This window comes from Pseudomonas sp. IT-P218, from assembly GCF_949767605.1.
In the GTDB taxonomy this organism is placed as follows: Bacteria; Pseudomonadota; Gammaproteobacteria; order Pseudomonadales; family Pseudomonadaceae; genus Aquipseudomonas; species Aquipseudomonas putida_AE.
The window spans coordinates 1-19,154 of sequence record NZ_CATKQQ010000004.1 but is presented as its reverse complement, the minus strand read 5'-3'; the positions used below and the strand labels follow the sequence as shown (position 1 = coordinate 19,154).

At 61.8% G+C, this 19,154-nt stretch carries 17 protein-coding genes; 9 read left to right on the top strand and 8 right to left on the bottom strand.

Annotated features, from left to right (window positions below; genetic code table 11):
* Positions 1-82: 82 nt before the first annotated feature.
* Positions 83-2,284 (bottom strand): TonB-dependent receptor, encoded by a 2,202-nt coding sequence (locus ACM6I6_RS03075; protein ID WP_414919376.1) that lies wholly within the window; start codon positions 2,282-2,284, stop codon positions 83-85.
* Between the two features lie 250 nt (positions 2,285-2,534).
* Between ACM6I6_RS03075 and ACM6I6_RS03070 the strand changes: the two genes are divergently transcribed.
* Complete coding sequence (locus ACM6I6_RS03070) at positions 2,535-3,620, top strand: DUF1615 domain-containing protein (protein WP_323627551.1); 1,086 nt, start codon at positions 2,535-2,537, stop codon at positions 3,618-3,620.
* 121 nt (positions 3,621-3,741) lie between these two features.
* On the top strand, positions 3,742-4,365 hold the full coding sequence (locus tag ACM6I6_RS03065; protein WP_274077036.1) for a glutathione S-transferase N-terminal domain-containing protein: 624 nt from the start codon (positions 3,742-3,744) through the stop codon (positions 4,363-4,365).
* Positions 4,366-4,482: 117 nt separating this feature from the next.
* On the opposite strand, the gene ACM6I6_RS03060 is transcribed toward ACM6I6_RS03065, so the two are convergent.
* The gene (locus ACM6I6_RS03060) at positions 4,483-4,923 is read right to left on the bottom strand and encodes a CBS domain-containing protein (RefSeq protein WP_180204955.1); all 441 of its coding nucleotides are present in this window, start codon (positions 4,921-4,923) and stop codon (positions 4,483-4,485) included.
* A gap of 250 nt (positions 4,924-5,173) precedes the next feature.
* Here ACM6I6_RS03060 and ACM6I6_RS03055 point away from each other — a divergent pair, with 250 nt between their 5' ends.
* Positions 5,174-7,534, top strand: coding sequence for a DNA polymerase II (locus tag ACM6I6_RS03055; protein ID WP_414919375.1), 2,361 nt, complete (start codon positions 5,174-5,176; stop codon positions 7,532-7,534).
* On the opposite strand, the gene ACM6I6_RS03050 is transcribed toward ACM6I6_RS03055, so the two are convergent.
* Complete coding sequence (locus ACM6I6_RS03050; RefSeq protein WP_414919374.1) at positions 7,499-7,969, bottom strand: DUF1810 domain-containing protein; 471 nt, start codon at positions 7,967-7,969, stop codon at positions 7,499-7,501. The genes ACM6I6_RS03055 and ACM6I6_RS03050 overlap by 36 nt on opposite strands.
* Before the next feature lie 27 nt (positions 7,970-7,996).
* Positions 7,997-8,821: an aldo/keto reductase gene (locus tag ACM6I6_RS03045; protein ID WP_323608353.1), complete on the bottom strand. Its 825-nt coding sequence runs from the start codon at positions 8,819-8,821 to the stop codon at positions 7,997-7,999.
* 342 nt (positions 8,822-9,163) lie between these two features.
* On the opposite strand from ACM6I6_RS03045, the gene ACM6I6_RS03040 reads away from it, so the two are divergent.
* Positions 9,164-9,913 (top strand): hypothetical protein, encoded by a 750-nt coding sequence (locus ACM6I6_RS03040; RefSeq protein ID WP_323608352.1) that lies wholly within the window; start codon positions 9,164-9,166, stop codon positions 9,911-9,913.
* Between the two features lie 197 nt (positions 9,914-10,110).
* On the top strand, positions 10,111-10,896 hold the full coding sequence (locus ACM6I6_RS03035) for a sulfite exporter TauE/SafE family protein (protein WP_274077031.1): 786 nt from the start codon (positions 10,111-10,113) through the stop codon (positions 10,894-10,896).
* Between the two features lie 7 nt (positions 10,897-10,903).
* On the opposite strand, the gene ACM6I6_RS03030 is transcribed toward ACM6I6_RS03035, so the two are convergent.
* Genes ACM6I6_RS03030 through speF form a run of 3 tightly spaced genes read right to left on the bottom strand, consistent with a single transcriptional unit; the run spans position 10,904 to position 15,441 of the window.
* A complete protein-coding gene (locus tag ACM6I6_RS03030) occupies positions 10,904-11,812 on the bottom strand; it encodes an amino acid ABC transporter substrate-binding protein (RefSeq protein WP_408600213.1) in 909 nt (302 codons plus the stop codon).
* A gap of 46 nt (positions 11,813-11,858) precedes the next feature.
* Complete coding sequence (potE, locus tag ACM6I6_RS03025; protein WP_274077029.1) at positions 11,859-13,199, bottom strand: putrescine-ornithine antiporter; 1,341 nt, start codon at positions 13,197-13,199, stop codon at positions 11,859-11,861.
* A 55-nt stretch (positions 13,200-13,254) separates the two neighbouring features.
* On the bottom strand, positions 13,255-15,441 hold the full coding sequence (gene speF / locus ACM6I6_RS03020) for an ornithine decarboxylase SpeF (RefSeq protein WP_414919373.1): 2,187 nt from the start codon (positions 15,439-15,441) through the stop codon (positions 13,255-13,257).
* 317 nt (positions 15,442-15,758) lie between these two features.
* Between speF and ACM6I6_RS03015 the strand changes: the two genes are divergently transcribed.
* The 3 genes from ACM6I6_RS03015 (at position 15,759) to map (ending at position 17,570) form a co-directional block, all read left to right on the top strand.
* Positions 15,759-16,418, top strand: coding sequence for a tetratricopeptide repeat protein (locus tag ACM6I6_RS03015; RefSeq protein ID WP_406592293.1), 660 nt, complete (start codon positions 15,759-15,761; stop codon positions 16,416-16,418).
* 94 nt (positions 16,419-16,512) lie between these two features.
* The gene (locus ACM6I6_RS03010) at positions 16,513-16,779 is read left to right on the top strand and encodes a ParD-like family protein (protein WP_323608347.1); all 267 of its coding nucleotides are present in this window, start codon (positions 16,513-16,515) and stop codon (positions 16,777-16,779) included.
* The gene (gene map / locus ACM6I6_RS03005) at positions 16,776-17,570 is read left to right on the top strand and encodes a type I methionyl aminopeptidase (RefSeq protein ID WP_406592280.1); all 795 of its coding nucleotides are present in this window, start codon (positions 16,776-16,778) and stop codon (positions 17,568-17,570) included. Before ACM6I6_RS03010 ends, map begins: the two co-directional genes overlap by 4 nt.
* On the opposite strand, the gene ACM6I6_RS03000 is transcribed toward map, so the two are convergent.
* Positions 17,557-17,925, bottom strand: a complete 369-nt coding sequence (locus tag ACM6I6_RS03000) for a VOC family protein (RefSeq protein ID WP_406592279.1) — start codon at positions 17,923-17,925, stop codon at positions 17,557-17,559. The genes map and ACM6I6_RS03000 overlap by 14 nt on opposite strands.
* Positions 17,926-18,094: 169 nt before the next feature.
* On the opposite strand from ACM6I6_RS03000, the gene ACM6I6_RS02995 reads away from it, so the two are divergent.
* A complete protein-coding gene (locus ACM6I6_RS02995) occupies positions 18,095-18,658 on the top strand; it encodes a DUF4174 domain-containing protein (protein ID WP_323608343.1) in 564 nt (187 codons plus the stop codon).
* The last annotated feature ends 496 nt before the right edge of the window (positions 18,659-19,154 follow it).

Here is a 19,154-nt window from a genome sequence, read left to right as displayed (position 1 = left end):
CGATGATCTCAGGTGCGCCGCGCTGCCCGGAAAGCGCGCGTTATCGTTCACGACCATCGCGAGCAAGCTCGCTCCCACATAATCAGAAGTCGATGGTCCCCGACAGCTTGGCCACCCGTGGTTCGCCCTGGGTCAGGAAGCCGCCCTGGGCCGATTCCCAGTACTTCTTGTTGGCCACGTTTTCCACGCCAAAGCGCAAGGTCACGTCCTTTTCCTGCACCTTGAAGGCGTAGCGGGCACCGGCATCGAAGCGGTTCCAGGTCGGCAGGCTGAGGTTGTTCGCCGCGTCGGCGTATTGACCGCCGGTGCGCAACATCCGACCGTTCAACGCGACGCCTTGCAGGCCGGGGACGTCCCAATCGACGCTGGCGTTGAACTGGAAGGTCGGCACGCCGATGGCCCGGTTACCGTCGTTGAGGCCACCCTGGGTTTTCTTCAGTTCGGTGTCCATCACGGTGACTCCGCTGAGCAGGCGCAGGCCGTCGAGGGGTTCGCCGAAGACGTTGAGTTCCACGCCTTTGTTGACCTGCTCGCCCTTGTGCACGAAGCGCGCGGTGCCGGCGTCGATGACTTCGGTGTAGCCGTCGGCCGGTTGTTCGATGCGATAGACGCCGAAGGTGGCGCCGTAGGTGCCCATGTCGACCTTCACACCGGCTTCGAGCTGTTTGGAGCGGGCCGGGGCAAAGACTTCACCGCCGTTGACCACCACCCGCGAGCCGGCGGTGTTGGGGGCTGTCGGGCCTTCGGCCAGGCCTTCGATACGGTTGGCGTAGAACGACACGTGTTCCCACGGCTTGAACACGATGCCGTACACCGGGGTGGTGATCGATTCGTCGTAGTTGGAGGTGCGGGTTCCCGTGCCATAGGCATAACCCTGGACCACCAGTTGCTGGCGACGCACACCGACGGTCACCAGCAGGCGATCATCGAAAAAGCCCAGGGTGTCGGACACCGCGCCGCTGCGCACGAAGGTTTTGCCGGTGATGCCCGGATCGTGCAGGTCGCCGCCGGAGAAACCGCCCTGGGGCGCCGGCACGTCGACCGGGTGGTAGATGTTGTTGGGGTAGCGGGTCAGGTCGAAATCGAAGGCGTTGCGCTGCTGGGTCCAGATCCCGGCCAGGCCGAAATTGAGCCGGTGACTGACCGGGCCGGTGGCGAACTTGCCGTTGAGGCCGGCCATGGCGCTGCTGTTGTCCTCGTCATGGGGAATGAACGAGCCGGTGGTCACGGAACTGCCATCGTTGCCGACCAGGGTCGTGCCGTCGTACTTGCCGACTTCGCGGGTGTGCTTGGCGCCAGCGGCGGCGTAGGCAGTCCAGCTTTCGTTGAGGTCGTACTCGGCGCGCAGCATGCCGAAGGTATCTTCGATCTGGCTGAAGCCCCACTTCTGCGCATAGTTGGTGTCGGCCGATGGCGCATCCGGGATGTGCGTGGTATTGCCGAGGTTGACCGAGCTGCGGCCGCCGTTGATGCGCTCCTTGGAATAAATGAAATCGCCGGACAGGCGCAGGGCATCGCCGCGGTAGTCGAGGCCTATGGCGAACAGCTTGGAGCGCTGGTTTTCATCGTCGATGGCGGTATCGCCTTCACGCTGGGACAGGTTGATCCGTGCGCCGAAGCGGTTGTCCTCGCCGAAGCGCTGGCCGACGTCCAGGTGTTCGCCGATACGCCCTTCATCGCTGATGTCGGTGGTGAAGCGCCGCAAAGGCACGTCAGCGGCGCGCTTGGGTTGCAGGTTGACGCCGCCGCCGATGCCCGAGCCGGACGGAGTCACGCCATTGATGAAGGCGTTCGGGCCCTTGAACACTTCGACGCGTTCCAGGGCATCGGTGGAAATGATCTGCCGCGGCAAAATGCCGTACAGGCCGTTGAAGGAGATGTCGTCGCCGTTCAGTGGCAGCCCGCGGATCATGAAGGTCTGGGCCTGGTTGGAAAACCCGGAGGCCTGGCGCACCGACGAATCGTTGAGCAGCACATCGCCCACGGTTTCGGCTTGCTGGTCGCGGATCAGTTCTTCGGTGTAGGCGGTGACGCTGAAGGGCACGTCCATGATGTCCTGGTTGCCCAGCACCCCCAGTTGCCCACCGCGCGCGACCTGGCCGCCAGCGTATACCGGGGGCAGGTCGGACGAAGAGGGCGCCTGGGCATTGACGTTAACGTCGTCCAGCACCAGCGCTGAAGAGTTGGTTGGCGCGGGTGTCGCGGCGTGGGCCGTGACCGACAATGAGCAAAACAAGGCCAGTAGCGTAGGACGGTAGGGTATGCCGGTTCGGGCTGGAGTCATGATGGAATGGGTTCCTGGGCGGCGCCGCCGCTGATAAAAAAGTTATGACGGCGCGGAACTCCTTGCGCAAATGCGACTCCTGGCGCGAATGATAGGAGTTCTCAGTCATATCCTGCAATCAATTTGTATGACGGTGTGTAGGTAACGTTTCATGGGCACCAGAGGAACAGCCGGGCTCACGCCACGGTCATAGCCTGGGCCATGCCATTGGTCGTATGGTTAACCGGTTAAACGAACGCCCTGGAGCAACATGCAAGCCCATCGATTGATCATGAGCATCACCGCGTTGCTGGTGCTGGCCGGCTGCAGCAGCCAGCGCACCCAGGAACCGCTGGCGCGCAAGCCCGCCGAGGTCAAGGCGCAGATCGTGCGCCTGCTGCCGGCCAAGACCGTCGATCGCCAGGGGTGGGCCACGGACATCTACGCCGCGTTTGCCGCGCAGGACATTGCACCGACCACGCAAAACATTTGTGCGGTGCTGGCGGTCACCGAGCAGGAATCGACCTTCCAGGTTGATCCCCGCGTGCCGGGGCTGGGCAAGATCGCCCGGGAGGAAATCGATCGCCGGGCATCCAAGGCGCATATCCCCGAACTGTTGGTCAGCGGTGCGCTGCGGGTCAGTTCACCCAACGGCAAGACCTACAGCGACCGGCTGAATGCGGCGCGCAGCGAACGGGAACTGAGCGCGATTTTCGATGACTTCATCGGCATGGTGCCCATGGGCAAGACCCTGTTCGCCGGCTTCAACCCGGTGCACACCGGCGGGCCGATGCAGGTCAGCATCGACTTTGCCGAACAGCAGGCCAAAGGCTATCCGTATCCGGTGGAGGGCTCGATACGACGCGAAGTCTTTACCCGGCGCGGCGGCATGTACTTCGGCATCGCGCATTTGCTCGGTTATCCGGTGAGCTACAAGCAACCCTTGTACCGCTTCGCCGATTTCAACGCCGGTTGGTACGCCAGTCGCAATGCCGCCTTCCAGAACGCCGTGAGCCGGGCCTCGGGCATTCCACTGGCGCTGGACGGCGACCTGGTCCGCTACGATTCGATCATGCCCGGCAGCACCGAACTGGCGGTGCGCACCCTGGGCAAGCAGCTCGGCATGCGCAACCCGACGATCAGGGATCAATTGGAGGAGGGCAACACCCTGGCGTTCGAGGACAGCGAACTCTATCAGCGGGTTTTCGCCCTGGCCGAACAGGCCGAAGGTCGTGCCCTGCCGCGTGCGGTATTGCCGGGCATCGTGCTGCAAAGCCCGAAAATCACCCGCAAGCTCACCACCGCCTGGTTCGCCAAACGGGTCGACGAGCGTTACCAGCGCTGCATGGCGCGTTGAACGCGGCGCTGCAATTCCCTTGATGGCCGTGATGTTACAGTCGTCGGACGGTCGAGGCGTGGTCGATGGCGCCTTCTACACTGCATAGCGGGTGCTGATCTCGGCCAATCAGGAGGCGTGAATGTATCAACTCTACGGACATCAGAACTCTGGCGCGGCGGCGATCGAGGCCGCACTGGAGCTGTGCGAGATCGCCTATCGCTTCATCGATGTCGAGACCTCCCCGGAGGCCGCCCAGGCATTGGAGAAGCTCAATCCGCTCAAGCAGATCCCGACGCTGCAACTGCCCGACGGCGGCATCCTCACCGAGAGCGCGGCGATCCTGATTCATCTCGGGCTGACGTTTCCCCAGTCGAACCTGTTGCCGGCCGACCCTGCCGACCGTGACCAGGCCATTCGTGGCCTGGCGTTCATCGTCAGCAATTGTTATGCGGCCATCGGCATCATCGATTACCCCGAACGCTGGCTGGCCGGGGCGGATGAAGCGTCGCGGCAAAACCTCATGGCCGGTGCCCGGCAGCGTCTGCACTGGAGTTGGGAAGTGTTTGCCGACCAGTTTTCCGCGGAGTTGTATTTGGGTGACGAGACACCGGGAGCATTGGATGTGCTGGCGGCGGTGGTTACGCGGTGGGCGGGCAGCCGCGAGCATTTGCGCCGGACCCGGCCGGGTTTTTCCGCCTGGCTGGAACGGATTGACCGGCACCCGACATTGGCGCCGGTGTTTGCCCGGCATTGGCCTTCGTAAACTCATCAACTCCTCCCCCTGTGGGAGCGAGCTTGCTCGCGATGGTGTGTCAGTCGACACCTGTGCAGCTGATCCACCATCGCGAGCAAGCTCGCTCCTACAGGTACAGAGGACTCATCATTCGCCGCGAATGTATTGCTCCAGCTGGCGAATCAGCTCGGCCTGTTCGGCGATGGCTTCCTTGACCAGGTCGCCGATCGACAGCAGGCCGATCAACTTGCCGTTTTCCACCACCGGCAGGTGGCGCAGGCGTCTGTCGGACATGATGCCCAGGCAGGTGTCGACGGTTTGATGGGTGTCCACGGTAATGACGGGCGATACCATGATGTCGCGTACCGGCGTACCCACGGAGGAGCGGCCATGCAGCACCAGTTTGCGCGCGTAGTCGCGCTCACTGATGATGCCCAGCACCTCGTCATTCTCCACCACCAGCAAGGCACCGACGTTTTTTTCAGCCATCTTCATCAGCGCTTCGAGCACCATGTGATCCGGTTTGATCTGGTGCACTTCCTGGTTCTTCTGATCTTTCATCTTGAGCAGTTGCGCGACGGTTTTCATGGCGGTTTCCCGGGTGTTGTCGTTGTCCTTGAAGGATCGTAGACCCAGGCGTTGAGGGCAAGGGCGAATGCGGCAGATAGCATGCAAAAAACGTCATTCGGCGGTTTTTTTCTGTAAAACCAAAAAGATCGCAGCCTTCGGCAGCTCCTACAGGAGGAATGCGTTCTTCTGTAGGAGCTGCCGAAGGCTGCGATCTTTTCCAGGCTAACGCGTAGAATCACCCTCTGAATCAACGTTGAGGTTTGCAGTGGTGGATTTACCCCAGGGCTTCGTCCTGACCCGGCATTGGCGCGACACACCGGCGGGCACCGAAGTCGAGTTCTGGCTGGCGACCGACAGCGGCCCCCGGCGCATCCGCCTGCCTCATCAGCCGTCGGTGGCGTTCATCCCGGCCGAGCAGCGCGAGCAGGCCGAGGCGCTGTTGCGCGACGAAAAGAACGTCGAGCTCAAGCCCCTGGCCCTGCTGGATTTCGAACATCGCCCGGTGCTCGGCCTGTATTGCCAGCAGCACGGGCAACTGATGCGCCTGGAAACCGCGCTGCGCCGGGCAGGCGTCGAAGTGTACGAGGCCGATGTGCGCCCGCCGGAGCGCTACATGATGGAACGGTTCATTACCGCACCGGTACGTTTTGGCGGTACACCGGATGCCGATGGCCTGCTGCTCGATGCACAGATGAAACCCGACCCCGACTATCGGCCCAGCCTGAAACTGGTGTCCCTGGACATCGAGACCACCGCCCAGGCCGAGTTGTATTCCATCGCCCTGGAAGGCTGCGGCGAGCGTCAGGTCTACATGCTCGGCCCGCCCAATGGCGACCACAGCGCAGTGGATTTCCAACTTGAGTACTGCGAGTCGCGAACCCTGCTGCTGAAAAAGCTCAATGAATGGTTCGCCCGCCACGACCCTGACGCCATCATCGGCTGGAACGTCGTGCAGTTCGACCTGCGGGTGTTGCACGAGCACGCCCGGCGCCTGGGCGTGCCGTTGAAACTGGGGCGTGGCGGCGAGGAAATGCAATGGCGCGAACACGGCAGCGGCAACCATTACTTTGCCTCCGCCGCCGGCCGGCTGATCATCGACGGCATCGAGTCCTTGCGCTCGGCGACCTGGAGTTTCCCCTCTTTCAGCCTGGAAAACGTCGCGCAAACCCTGCTGGGCGAAGGCAAGGCGATCGATAACCCGTACCAGCGCATGGATGAAATCAACCGCATGTTCGCCGAGGACAAGCCGGCGCTGGCCAAGTACAACCTCAAGGACTGCGAGCTGGTCACGCGGATCTTCGCCAAGACCGAGCTGCTCAAGTTCCTCCTGGAGCGGGCCAGTGTCACCGGTTTGCCGGCCGATCGCATGGGCGGCTCGGTGGCGGCGTTCACCCACCTGTACATGCCGCTGATGCATCGCCAGGGCTTCGTGGCGCCCAACCTTGGCAGCAAGCCGGCGCAAGCCAGCCCCGGGGGTTTTGTCATGGACTCGCAGCCGGGGCTGTACGAGTCGGTACTGGTTTTCGACTACAAAAGCCTCTATCCGTCGATCATCCGCACCTTCCTCATCGACCCGGTAGGCCTGATCGAAGGGCTCAAGCACCCCGACAACCAGGATTCGGTACCGGGTTTTCGCGGCGCACGGTTCTCCCGCACCCGGCATTGCCTGCCGGCCATCGTCGCCCGGGTCGCCGAAGGCCGGGAAACCGCCAAGCGAGAGCACAACGCGCCGCTGTCCCAGGCGCTGAAGATCATCATGAACGCGTTCTATGGCGTGCTGGGCTCCAGTGGCTGCCGCTTCTTCGACACGCGCCTGGCGTCATCCATCACCTTGCGTGGCCACGAGATCATGCTGCGCACCCGTGAGCTGATCGAGGCCCAGGGCCACACGGTGATCTACGGCGACACCGACTCGACCTTCGTCTGGCTGCGGCGCGCCCACGGCCAGCAGGAAGCCGCGCAGATCGGCCGCGCGCTGGTCGATCACGTCAACCAGTGGTGGCGCGAGCATGTACGCCGCGAGTACGGCCTGGAGAGCGTGCTGGAGCTGCAGTTCGAAACCCACTACAAACGCTTCCTCATGCCGACCATTCGCGGTGCGGAGGAGGGCAGCAAGAAGCGTTACGCGGGGTTGGTCACGCGCACCGATGGCAGTGACGAGATGGTCTACAAGGGCCTGGAAACCGTGCGCACCGACTGGTCGCTGCTGGCCCGGCAATTCCAGCAGGAGCTGTATTCGCTGATCTTCCACCGCAAGCCCTATCAGGACTATGTGCGCGAGTACGTGCGCAAGACCCTGGCCGGTGAGTTCGACGAGCGCCTGATCTACCGCAAGCGCCTGCGCCGCACGCTTGACGACTACCAGCGCAATGTCCCGCCTCATGTACGGGCGGCGCGCATTGCCGATGATTACAACGATCGCCAGGGCCGCCCGCGGCAGTACCAGAATGGCGGCTGGATCAGCTACGTGATCACCGTCGCCGGCCCCGAGCCGCTGGAAATCCGCAGTGCGCCCATCGATTACGACCACTACATCAGTCGGCAGCTGCAACCGGTGGCGGACGCGATCCTGCCGTTTGTCGACGATGATTTCTCAACCCTGGTGGGGGGGCAACTGGGCTTGTTTTGAGTCCATCAGCGACAGCGTCCAGTCATCCAGGATGCCGTGGAAATACTGGTTCAAGGCTTGATGAAAGAGGCTGTCGGCGGCCGCTATCTGGGCAAACAAGGTCATCGAGGAGCGAAACTTCAGGTCGTCGGGATGGCCGAAAATCGCTGCCACCGAGCGCTGCGGGATGTCCAGCACTTGCTGGGTACAAGTCCTTAGCCGGGCACCCAGCAGCGGGTGGTCGAGATAGGCCTGTGCTTCCTGCCGGGAGCGGATCGCGAAGCGGCGCGACATGTCGCTGTCACCCAGCCCGGCAAATTGCGGGAAAATGAACCACATCCAGTGACTGCGCTTGTGGCCGGCCTCCAGTTCGGCTAGAACCCGGTCGAACACCGGGTTCTGCGCCTGGATAAAGCGTTGCAGGTTAAAGACGTCCGGTTGATCGGTGCTTCTCATATCGAAGCCCTCTGTCACCGCGATGGCTTAGACCATGGCCAACCGCTGCTTGCGTTTGGGCGCGTGAAACGCTTGGTCCAGCGCCTCCAGATCCCCAGCCTCCAGCTTCAACCGTACCGCTTGCGCATTGAGTTGCACGTGGTCCGGGCGGACAGCCTTGGGGATGGCGATCACGCCGTCCTGGCGCAGCAGCCATGCCAGCGAGACTTGGGCAGGCGTGGCGTCGTGGCGGGCAGCTACTTGTTTGAGCGTAGCATTGGCCAGCATGTTCCCTGCCTGGCCGATTGGACAATAGGCCATGACCGGCATCCCGTGTGCCTTGCACCAGGGCAAGAGATCGAATTCTATGCCGCGCTCCTCCAGGTTGTAGAGTACCTGATTGGTGGCGCAGGCCTCCTTTGCCGGGAGTTCCAGCATGTCGTCGAGATCAAGGTTGGACACGCCCCAACGGCCAATCTTGCCGGCTTCACGCAGGCGTTCGAAGGCCTCGACCGTTTCTTCCAGGGGATACTGGCCCCGCCAATGCAACAGGTACAGATCGATAGTCTCGGTCTTCAGCCGCCGCAGGCTGCGCTCGCACGCCTGGGGAATGCCCTGGCGGCTGGCGTTGTGCGGGTAGACCTTGCTGACGAGAAAGACCCGGTCGCGCTGGCCGGCGATGGCATCACCCACCACGATCTCGGCGCCGCCTTCGGCGTACATTTCTGCGGTGTCGATCAGGGTCATGCCCAGGTCGATGCCCAGGCGCAGGGCGGCGACTTCCTCTTTATGGCGGGCGGGGTCTTCGCCCATTTGCCAGGTGCCCTGGCCAATCACGGGCACTTGGGTGCCGGCCAATTGCTGGGTGCGCATGCTTGCTCCTTTTAGTGATATTTCGGTTGGCATCAGGATAGACCCAAGGGTTCCATCCCGACGGCCAACTGCACGCGGATGTACCCGATCCCCTGCAGGAGCTGGCTTGCCAGCGATTAACGCCAGAGCGCCGCGATGAACCTGACATCACGCGTTATCGTTGACGACCATCGCTGGCGAGCCAGCTCCTACAAGGTAAGCGGCTTCGTTCCGGTTCTGCTCCCAAACCTGCCGGTGATCGATTGCCAACCCTCGCCACCGCACTTTTCCCCATCTATCGGCTCTATCCATTGCCAGCCGACGGCGATCCCCACCGCCGGCCCATGTCCAAGTTCAATGCCCATGGCCGAAGTTTCACCCCACATCATCCGCTCAATCCGTCGCCATCGCCTGCTACTGGCCGGTCTGTCGCTGTTGCTGGCCAGCGGTTGCAGCCACCAACCCGGCAACGACCTGTTCACCCAGATACGCGAAGGCAAACCCCAGGAGTTCCTGCAAACCAGCGTCGACCGCATGGCCACGCTGGCCATGCGCGACAACCTCGACAGCCTTTACCTGCTGATGGGCAAGCTGTACCTGCGCAACCCCGAGGAATTGAAGAAATCCGGCTTCCTCGATGCCCGTACCGCCGGCAAGCAGGTGCGCATGGCCATTGAGCAGCAGCAGCCCTTGCCCACGCTGGGGAACAAGAAGGATCTGGCGGCGCTGCGGTTTGCCATGAGCCCTGAGTTTCTCGGCGATCGGGTCGGTGCGTTCATCTATGCCATCGGCAGCATGCTGGTCACCGCCCACGGCAATCGCCTGGAGTTCTACATGACGGACGCGATCAACCCGACGTTCGTCAGCAATGCCGCGCGCAACATCGAGATCGCCACCTGGATCCTCAGCCAGCGGCAGAACAAGGACGGCCAGCCCATGCTGTTCTCCAACGAAATCTCGGAGGAGGGCAGCAACCTGAGTTTCGCCGTGGAGTTCGGCAAGATCGTCGCGCGCCTGGACCTGGTGACCCAGATGCTCGACGAACGCTACCGGCGGATCGGCCTGAATTATGCCCAGAGCCTGCTGTTCCTGAATTTCCTGCCGGTGCAATGACCCACCCCTTTGTAGGAGCTGCCGAAGGCTGCGATCTTTTGATCTTCAAAAACCAGATCAAAAGATCGCAGCCTTCGGCAGCTCCTACAGGTTGTGATGACATCGGGGTATAAAGATAGATCGCATCGATATAACTGGTTATAAGAATTGTCGCTATGCTGCGGGCCAGTTATTCCCTGCGGTTTGTGGACGTATCAATGGATCTATTGAATTTCGGGTTGGTCGTGGCCGGGCTGGTGGTCGGCTTTATCGTCGGCATGACGGGCGTCGGTGGCGGGTCGTTGATGACCCCCATCCTGCTATGGTTCGGCATCAACCCGGCAACCGCAGTCGGCACCGATCTGCTGTACGCGGCCATCACCAAATCCAGCGGCGTCCTGGTTCACCGCAAGAACAACAACATCGACTGGTCGATCACCGGTTGGCTGACCCTCGGCAGCGTGCCGGCGGTGGCGTTGACGTTGTGGTTCCTGAGCAGTCTGAACGAAGCACCCGACGCGATGAACGCGATCATCAAGCAGGCGTTGGGCTTTGTCCTGTTCGCCACGGCGTTGGCGATCCTGTTCAAGAAACGCCTGCTCGATTTCGCCCACAAGCGCGCGGGCGGCAACTACAACCCCAGCGGCGCGCGCCTCAATGTCCTGACCGTGATCACCGGCCTGGTGCTGGGCGCCATGGTCGCCTTGACCTCGATCGGCGCGGGCGCCCTGGGCACCGTGGCGTTGTTCATCCTCTATCCGTTGCTGCCGACCCGCCGCCTGGTCGGCACCGAAATCGCCCACGCCGTGCCCCTGACCCTGGTCGCCGGCCTTGGCCATGCGAGCATGGGCAACATGGACTGGCACGTACTCGGTTATCTGCTGGTCGGTTCGTTGCCGGGGATCTACCTGGGCAGCCACCTGACCGGGCGTATCTCCGATGAAGTGTTGCGTCCTTGCCTGGCGACCATGCTGGTATTGATCGGCTACAAACTGGCGTTCTGAGAAATCCTCACGGCAATGCATACACCCGGAACAGCTTCTTCATCGTCTCGTTGATCCCGCCCAGGTACTTGTCGTACTCCTGCTCGATGGCGCCGGAGCGATAAGCCTCGCTCAGTGCCATATCGACCAGCAGCCGGAAGTCTTCGTCACCGCGTTCGACGATCATGGCCACCGGGGAGAACTCGAAGATGCGGTCCAGGACCATCAGGTCATTGTTGGCGCCGCCTTTGGCCACCTGGTTTTTCAGGAGCATGCGCTCGGAGAAGAACGCATCGGCCTTGCGCGTGGCGACCATCGCTGCACCTTCTTCGGTATTGGCCACCGTCACCAGCGAAGCGATCACGCCGAGCATGCGCATCTGTTCGCGAATCCAGTCTTCGACTACACCGCCCTCGACGGTGGCGTAGGTCTGGTTGGCCAGGCCGCGGTTGATCGTCGCCCGCCAGGTCGGGCCGGGGATGGCTTCCTTGCCGTTGAGCGCGTTGAGCAGCGGTTCGGTGGCATCCTTGCGCACCAGTACCGAGAGGCCGGCGGTGTACACCGGTATCGAGTAGCTGACGGACTTGCGCCGTTCGAGGGTAGGCGGGGTCGGCGTGCAGAGGATGTCGACCTTGCCCAGTTTCACCGCGCTGGTCTCTTCGGCAGACGTGACGGGCTGGTAGCGCACCTGCAGGTTGGGCAGGTCGAGTTCGCTCTTGAGCTTGTCGGCGATCTTCAGGCACAGGTCGATGGCATAACCGCTGGCTTTGTCGCCATCCTGAACGCTGAAGGGCGACAGGTCCGGCACGTAGCCCAGGGTAAAGGCATTGCTGGTGCGGATGCGCTCCAGGGTGTTGGCACCCGCCACCATCGGCAGGGCGGTGACCACCAGGGCCAGCAGCAGGCGGGTGGTTTTTGCAGCAAAAGGTACTTTCATGTCCGGTTTCCCCGTGTACAAGTCTGAGCAGTCCTGATTGCCATGCCTAAACATTGCCGGTCCTGGCCTGGGTGACGGTGGGCGCGTCGACGAAACGCTTGGCGAGGAAGCCATAGAGCAGGTAGCCAAAGGCGAGCACCAGGGTGCCGCCCAGTACCGCATCCTTGCCGCAGGCGTAGAGCGCATATAACGAGTAGGCCACCGCCACCAGCAGCACCACCACGTTGCGCGAGTACACCGCGGGCCCCACCTGGGCCTTGTGCATGATCACCAGCAAACCGGTCAGCGCCGTGATGTACGGGATCAGGTTGGTCACGGCCGCCAGGCTCACCAGTTTGCTGAACTGTGCAGCGGCATCGGGCGAGATGGTCGACACGGCCATGAGCGTCTGCAGCACGCCGCAGACGATCATGCCGATCACGGGGGCATCGCTGGCGTTGACCTTGCTGAACAGCTTGAGAAACAGGTTCTGGTCGGCGGTCATCTTCGCGGTCTGGGCCAGGGTGAACTGCCAGCCCAGCAGCGAGCCCACGCACGCCATGACCGCCAGGGCCATGACGATGTTACCCACCAGCGGGCTGAACATCTTGGCGTAGACCAGCGCGAACGGTGCCGAGGAGTTGGCCAGTTCGGCGTTGGGAATGATTCCCTGGATGACGGTGGTCGACAGCACATAGACCGTGGCTGCACCGAGGGTGCCGAACAGGCAGGCCAGCGGTACGTTGCGCTTGGGGTCTTCCACCGCATCGGTGGCCTGGGCCGCCGATTCCATGCCGAGGAAGGCCCACAGGGTCAGGGGGATGGCCTTGCCGATGGCGTCGGAGATCGCCAGGTTGTTGGGGTTCCAGGCGGCTTCCAGCACGTTGGCATCGAACCAGAACCAGCCGATGATGCACAGGCCCGCCACCGGAATGATCACGCCCCACACGGTGATCGCGCCGATCTTGCCGGTGATGCTGGGGCCACCGAAGTTGGCGATGATGGTGATCCAGATCAGCCCGACCGTGCCGACGAACAGCGGGATGGCTCCCGTGCTCAGCCAGGGCAGGAAGGCGCTCATGTAGCCCACTGCCGAGATGGCAACAGCGACGTTGGCGATCGCCAGGGACAGGAAGTACAGGTACGAGCAGAGGAAGAACCCCGACTTGGCATGGGCTTCTTCGGTGTAGGCGGACAAGCCGCCGGAACGCGCGCAGAACACCCCGCACTGGGCGAAGCAGTAGGCAATGGCCATCGAGCCGATCGCCGTGAAAATCCACGACAACAGCGAGACGGCACCCAGTTGGGCCATGTTGGTGGGGAGCATGATGATGCCTGAGCCCATCATGTTGACCGTTACCAGGGTGGTGAGCCCCATCAGGCCCATTTTCTTGCTTGAATCTGCCATCGCACACTCCTTGCTGTAAGTCGCAGGAAACGCTGCTCTTTGAATGGGGCGAGGATCAGGCCTTGAGCACGTATCCGTAAGCGCGAATGCGGCCGCCTTGTTCTTTCAGGTACACGCCTTGCAGTTCCGGCGTGAAGCCGGGCAAGGCGTTGATGCCGTCTTCCAGCGCGAGGAAATACTTCAATACCGCACCACCCCAGATTTCCCCCGGCACCACGCACAGCACACCGGGCGGGTAGGGCAGTGCCCCTTCGGCCGCAATACGACCGTCGGCATCGGCCAACGCGACGAGCTCGACATTGCCGCGGATGTATTCGATCTGCGCCTGTTGCGGGTTCATGGCTTTTTTCGGGAAGTGTTCCTTGCGGAACATGTCCTTCTGCAGTTGCTGCACGTTATGGCTGCGGTAGAGGTCGTGCATTTCCTGGCAGAGCTGGCGGATGCTGTAGTTGCGGTAGCGGTCCTCGAACCTGGCGTAGATGGCCGGCAGCACCCGGCTCATGGGCGCGTCATCGCTGAGGAACTGCTCGAAGCGCGCCAGTTGCGCGGCCAGATGGCTCATCTTCGCCCAGTCTTCGGCGGGCGTGAGCAGGAACAGGATCGAGTTGAGGTCGCACTTCTCCGGGACGATGCCGTTCTGGCGCAGGAAGTTGGCCAGGATGCCGGCGTGGATGCCGAAGTCGGTGTAGCTGCCATCAATCGGGTCGATCCCGGGGGTGGTGAACAGCAGCTTGCAGGGGTCGATGAAGTATTGCTTGTCGGCATAACCTGGGAAGGCGTGCCAGCGATCCTTGGGGTGAAACTCGAAAAAGCGCAGGTCGCTGGCGATGGCGTCGGTGGGGTGGTCCTGCCAGGGGCGACCGTCGATGGTTTCCGGCACGAAGGGGCGCACCAGCGTGCAGGCTTCGAGGATCAGCTTGCGTGCATTGATGCCGAACTTCACGCAGTCTTCCCACAGGCGCAAGCCACTGCGGCCGGCGTGGATGCGCGCATTCACATCCAGCGAGGCGAACAGCGGGTAGAACGGGCTGGTGGAAGCCTGGGCCATGAAGGCGTTGTTCAACCGCGCATGATTGCAGTAGCGCGCCTGGCCCTTGATGTGGCGGTCCTTCTTGTGGATCTGCGAGGCCTGGGAGAAGCCGGCCTGTTGCTTGTGCACCGATTGCGTGACGAAGATGCCCGGGTCGTCTTCGCCAAGGTCCAGCAGCATCGGCGAGCAATCCTTCATCATCGGGATGAACTGCTCGTAGCCCACCCACGCCGAGTCGAACAGGATGTAATCGCACAGCTTGCCGATGCGGTCGACCACCTGGCGCGCGTTGTAGATGGTGCCGTCATAGGTGCCCAACTGGATGATCGCCAGGCGAAACGGTCGCGGTAGCTGGGCCTTGTCCGGGGCGACTTCCTTGATCAGCTCGCGCAGGTAGTCTTCTTCAAAGCAATGGGCATCGATGCCGCCGATGAAGCCGTAGGGGTTGCGCGCGGTTTCCAGGTACACCGGCGTGGCACCGGCCTGGATCAATGCCCCCTGGTGGTTGGACTTGTGGTTGTTGCGGTCGAACAGCACCAGGTCGCCAGGCGTCAGCAACGCATTGGTGACCACCTTGTTCGACGCCGAGGTGCCGTTGAGCACGAAGTAGGTCTTGTCCGCGTTGAACACTGTGGCGGCATGCTTTTGCGCCAGCAGGGCCGGGCCTTCGTGGATCAGCAGGTCGCCGAGCTTGACGTCGGCGTTGCACATGTCGGCGCGGAACAGGGTTTCGCCGAAGAAATCGAAGAACTGGCGGCCGGCGGGGTGCTTTCGAAAGAATTGTCCGCCCTGGTGGCCGGGGCAGGCGAAGGTCGCATTGGCTGCTTCGGTGTAGTGCTTGAGGACGTCGAAGAAGGGCGGCAACAGGTTTTCTTCATAGGCCTTGGCTGCTGTTTCCAGCTGATTGCCGTAGTACTCGGCGTTGTAGCTGGAGAGGTCAAACACTCCGTTGACCAGCAGGATGACCTCGTGCAGGCGCTTGTAGACATCGAGTGCACGGTTGCCGGCACCGCCGCGAGGGACCACCAGGAATAGGGGGATGTCGAAACCTGTTCGTTGAATGGCATCGAGCGCGCCGCCCATGACATCGTCGACGGTCAGTACCGCGGCGGCAACATCGGTGAAGTCGGTTTGATCCAGGGCAACGATCGGGCGGGAAGTATGGAAGCAATCTAGAACGGTATGGCCTGCTGCGACTTTCAAACCATTCATAACCAGAGTCTCGTGGTCTGTCCTGACGTTGAGTGACCGGGGACCAGCGACTGCACGGGTGCTTGGGGCCGGGATCAATACTGATTGCCCAATTGGGTATAGTTGATTTTCCTGAAGATGAAAATTTAATGATGTGTGCGGGAGCAGGTCCTGTCGGTTCGACTGGCAGAGGTCGAACGTGGGCTGAAGTGGCCGTGGCAACGGGAACTTCAGGGTGCAGGCCAGGTCAGTAGGGGCCCTGTATCGGAGATTCCGAGCAGTGCTGGTGGCCTGCTTTCATGGCGGTGCCCTCCGAGATCAGCCGAGTCTGCCCCCTGATGCCAACCAAGCGTTTCCTGCCCAGCTTCCTCCTGGCGTTTTGCGCCGTCGCGTCGTTTGGCCCGGTGGCTGCCGAGCGAAAAACGCCAGCGCAAAGCAATAGTGCCTCAACCGCCCTGATCGAAACCGCCTCGCGCCAGTATGAAAGTGGCCAGCTGGACCAGGCCGCCGCCACGCTGGAGCGTGCCCTGCATATCCAGCCGAACAATCCCGCGACCCTGCATTACCTCGGCGTGCTGCGCCTGCAGCAGGGGCAATACCAGCAGGCGCAAACCCTGGCGTTGCGCTCGAACATGCGGATTACAGGCAACGAGGCGTTACGCAACCGCAATCTCCAGTTGATCCAGGCGGCGCAGCAGGCCCAGGCTTCGGGTATCCCGCCCAAGGCGCAGGAGAATCCGGTTGCCGTACAGAAGGCGCGCGAAGCGGAAGTGGCCGCGGCGACTGCCGGGCCACAGAGCGCAGGACAATTCAAGGTGGCTGCGCTGGAGCCAGAGCCCGCGTCCGATGAGATAACCATTCCCCGCGGCCATTGGCCGCCTCCGGGTCAATGCCGGATCTGGTTCGCTGATCGCCCGCCGGGGCAACAGCCCCCGCCCGGCAGTTGCAAGAAGCTGCGCAAGCGGGTTCCGCCAGGCGCCGTCCTGATGCAGGGTTGAGTATTCTTCTGGCTGAACCCAGTGCCAGAAATTGCGCTCCAGCACCTGAAACGATTAGTATATGTTTCATATATATTTCGTATCGGGCAAGTAGATGGGTATCGTCAAGATTTCAGAAGACATGCATGAGAACCTGCGCGTCGCCAGCGATGCGCTGAGTCGCTCGATCAATGCGCAAGCCGAACACTGGATGCGCATCGGGATGCTGGCCGAGCTACATCCAGAATTGAATCACAGCGACATCTGCCGCCTGCTCATTCGTGCCGAACTGGCCGGTGGCCTTGATGTAAAACAGCTCTGTGCGATCGCGGATGTTTCCCAAGCCTCGCCGGTTCATGCAACGTCCAGGGGCAAGCAATGAAGGCCAATATCAAGCTCAATACCCCGGCAGAAATAGCCCAGTCGCGCGCGGCGGCCACGCTGGCGGCCGAAGTGCTGGCGATGATCACGCCCCATGTGCAAGCAGGGGTCACCACCGACGAACTCGATCGGCTCTGTCACGACCATATCGTCAATGTGCAGAAAGCCATTCCAGGCAATGTCGGCTACCACGGCTTTCCCAAGACCGTTTGTGCCTCTGTCAACGAAGTGGTCTGCCATGGCATCCCTTCGAACAGGGTATTGAAGGATGGCGACATCCTGAACATCGACATTGCCGTGATCAAGGACGGTTGGTACGGCGACACCAGTCGCATGTACTTCGTGGGCGAACCTAGCCCGCAGGCACGACGCCTGGTCAAGACGACCTATGACGCCATGTGCGCCGGTATCCGCATGGTCCGCCCCGGCGCTACGCTGGGCGACATTGGGCATGCCATCCAGAAGGTGGCGGAAGATGACGGGTTCAGTGTCGTGCGCGAATACTGCGGTCACGGTATCGGCAAGATCTATCACGATGAACCGCAAATCCTTCACTACGGCTACCCAGGCCAGGGAATGAAGTTGAAAGCCGGCATGATTTTCACCATCGAGCCCATGTTGAACCTGGGCAAGCGCCACGTGAAAACCCTGGCCGACGGCTGGACCGTGGTCACCAAGGATCACTCCCTTTCGGCACAGTGGGAGCATATGGTGGCGGTCACTGAAGATGGCTTTCAGGTGTTGACGGCCTGGCCGGACAGCAGCGATGAGTATCCCGCTATTCGCGGGTGAAGATCTCCAGCAGATGCCCGTCCGGGTCATCGAAATACACCCGCCGTCCGCCGCCATGGTCATTGATCTCACCCGGCTGCTGCTTGCCCGGATCGGCCCACCATGGCTGCCCGGTTGCTTGCAGGCGGGCGAAGGCCTGGTCGAAGTCGTCGTCGCCGAGCAGGAACGCGTAATGCTGCGAGGCGATCGGCGGGTCGTTGTCGTAGAAGTCCAGCGACACCTGGTTGTCGAGCCTGACGATCAGCATCGGCCCGAAGGGCTCCGGCGCCGGGAGGCCGAGCAGTTCAACGAGGAAATGGGCCGACCGTTGTTTGTCGCGGCACCAGACGATGGTGTGGTTCAGTCGAACGCTCATGCACGGCTCCTCATGAGGTTTATTTCATGCTTTCAGATTAGCCCAGCCTGTTGCGCAATGACCGCCCTGACCTAAGCTTGGAGCAAGGTGAAACACATTTGCCAAGCGTCACCGGAACGAACGCCGCGATGCGCAATCATTAGAGCGTGGATATCAAAAGGAGATGCGCATGCTCATCAGGTCACTGACCCTGGCTACCTTGCTGGCGATTGCCGGCCCCTTGTTCGCCGCCGATGGCGATTCACCTCTGGATATCGACAAGGGCAGGGCCCGGCCGCTGATCGTGATTGCCTCGAGCACCGTCGACCCGGTCTGGGTCAACCTGAAAAAGTCGCTGGAAGATCCGGCCAACAAGCAGGGTGTCGCCGAGCGCAACATCCGGGTGTACAGCGTGCTGAACATGTCCGGCCAACTGGACGGCAAGGACCTCGGCCAACAGGACACCATGGCCTTGATCCGTGCGCTGAAACTGGGGGCCGGCGCGTTGCCCAAAGTGATCCTGATGGGCAAGGACGGCGAGAAGAAACTCGAAAGCTCGGGGGATGAATCCAGGTCGGTCGACCTGAAGAAAATCTTCGACACCGTCGATGCCTTGCCGGCGGCAGAGAAGGAAGCTGCGGCGCCAACGCCACCTCCGGTTGCCGAAACCCCACCGCCCAAAGGCACCGCCAAGGCGGCAAAAAACGGCAAACCGGCAAAACCGGCCAAGCCACCGGAAATGCCGGATGATTGAGCCTTTACCGGTTTACCACTGGTAGCGATAACCCGCCGTTACTGCCCAAGGCTGCGTAGGCAAGGGCCCGTGGATTGGCCTGGTCTTCCACACCTGCGTACAGCTGTCACCCTCATGTAGGAGCGAGCTTGCTCGCGAAAAAACCGAGATGGCCGCGGGGTGTCAGGCTTACAGAGTTTTCGTTAACGACCATCGCGAGCAAGCTCGCTCCTACAGGGTTGTCCGATACTTTTAACCCCGGTATTCCAATACAGAAAAGCCCTACACCCTTCTCAGAAACGTCCCATTTCCAACTTATTCAACTTAACCAAAGCTTTCATCCATCAGGACCTGGGTGAACGCAAAACCCTTCCTGCACATTCCCCCCGCAGACCAGGAAGGACTGACCATGAGCACGCCACCGCGCATCTTTTTCGACCACACTCGCCACAAATTTGCCATCCGCTGGTTCGACGCCGTCTTCGACGTCCTGGCCTTCGAGGGCGAAGAACACCTC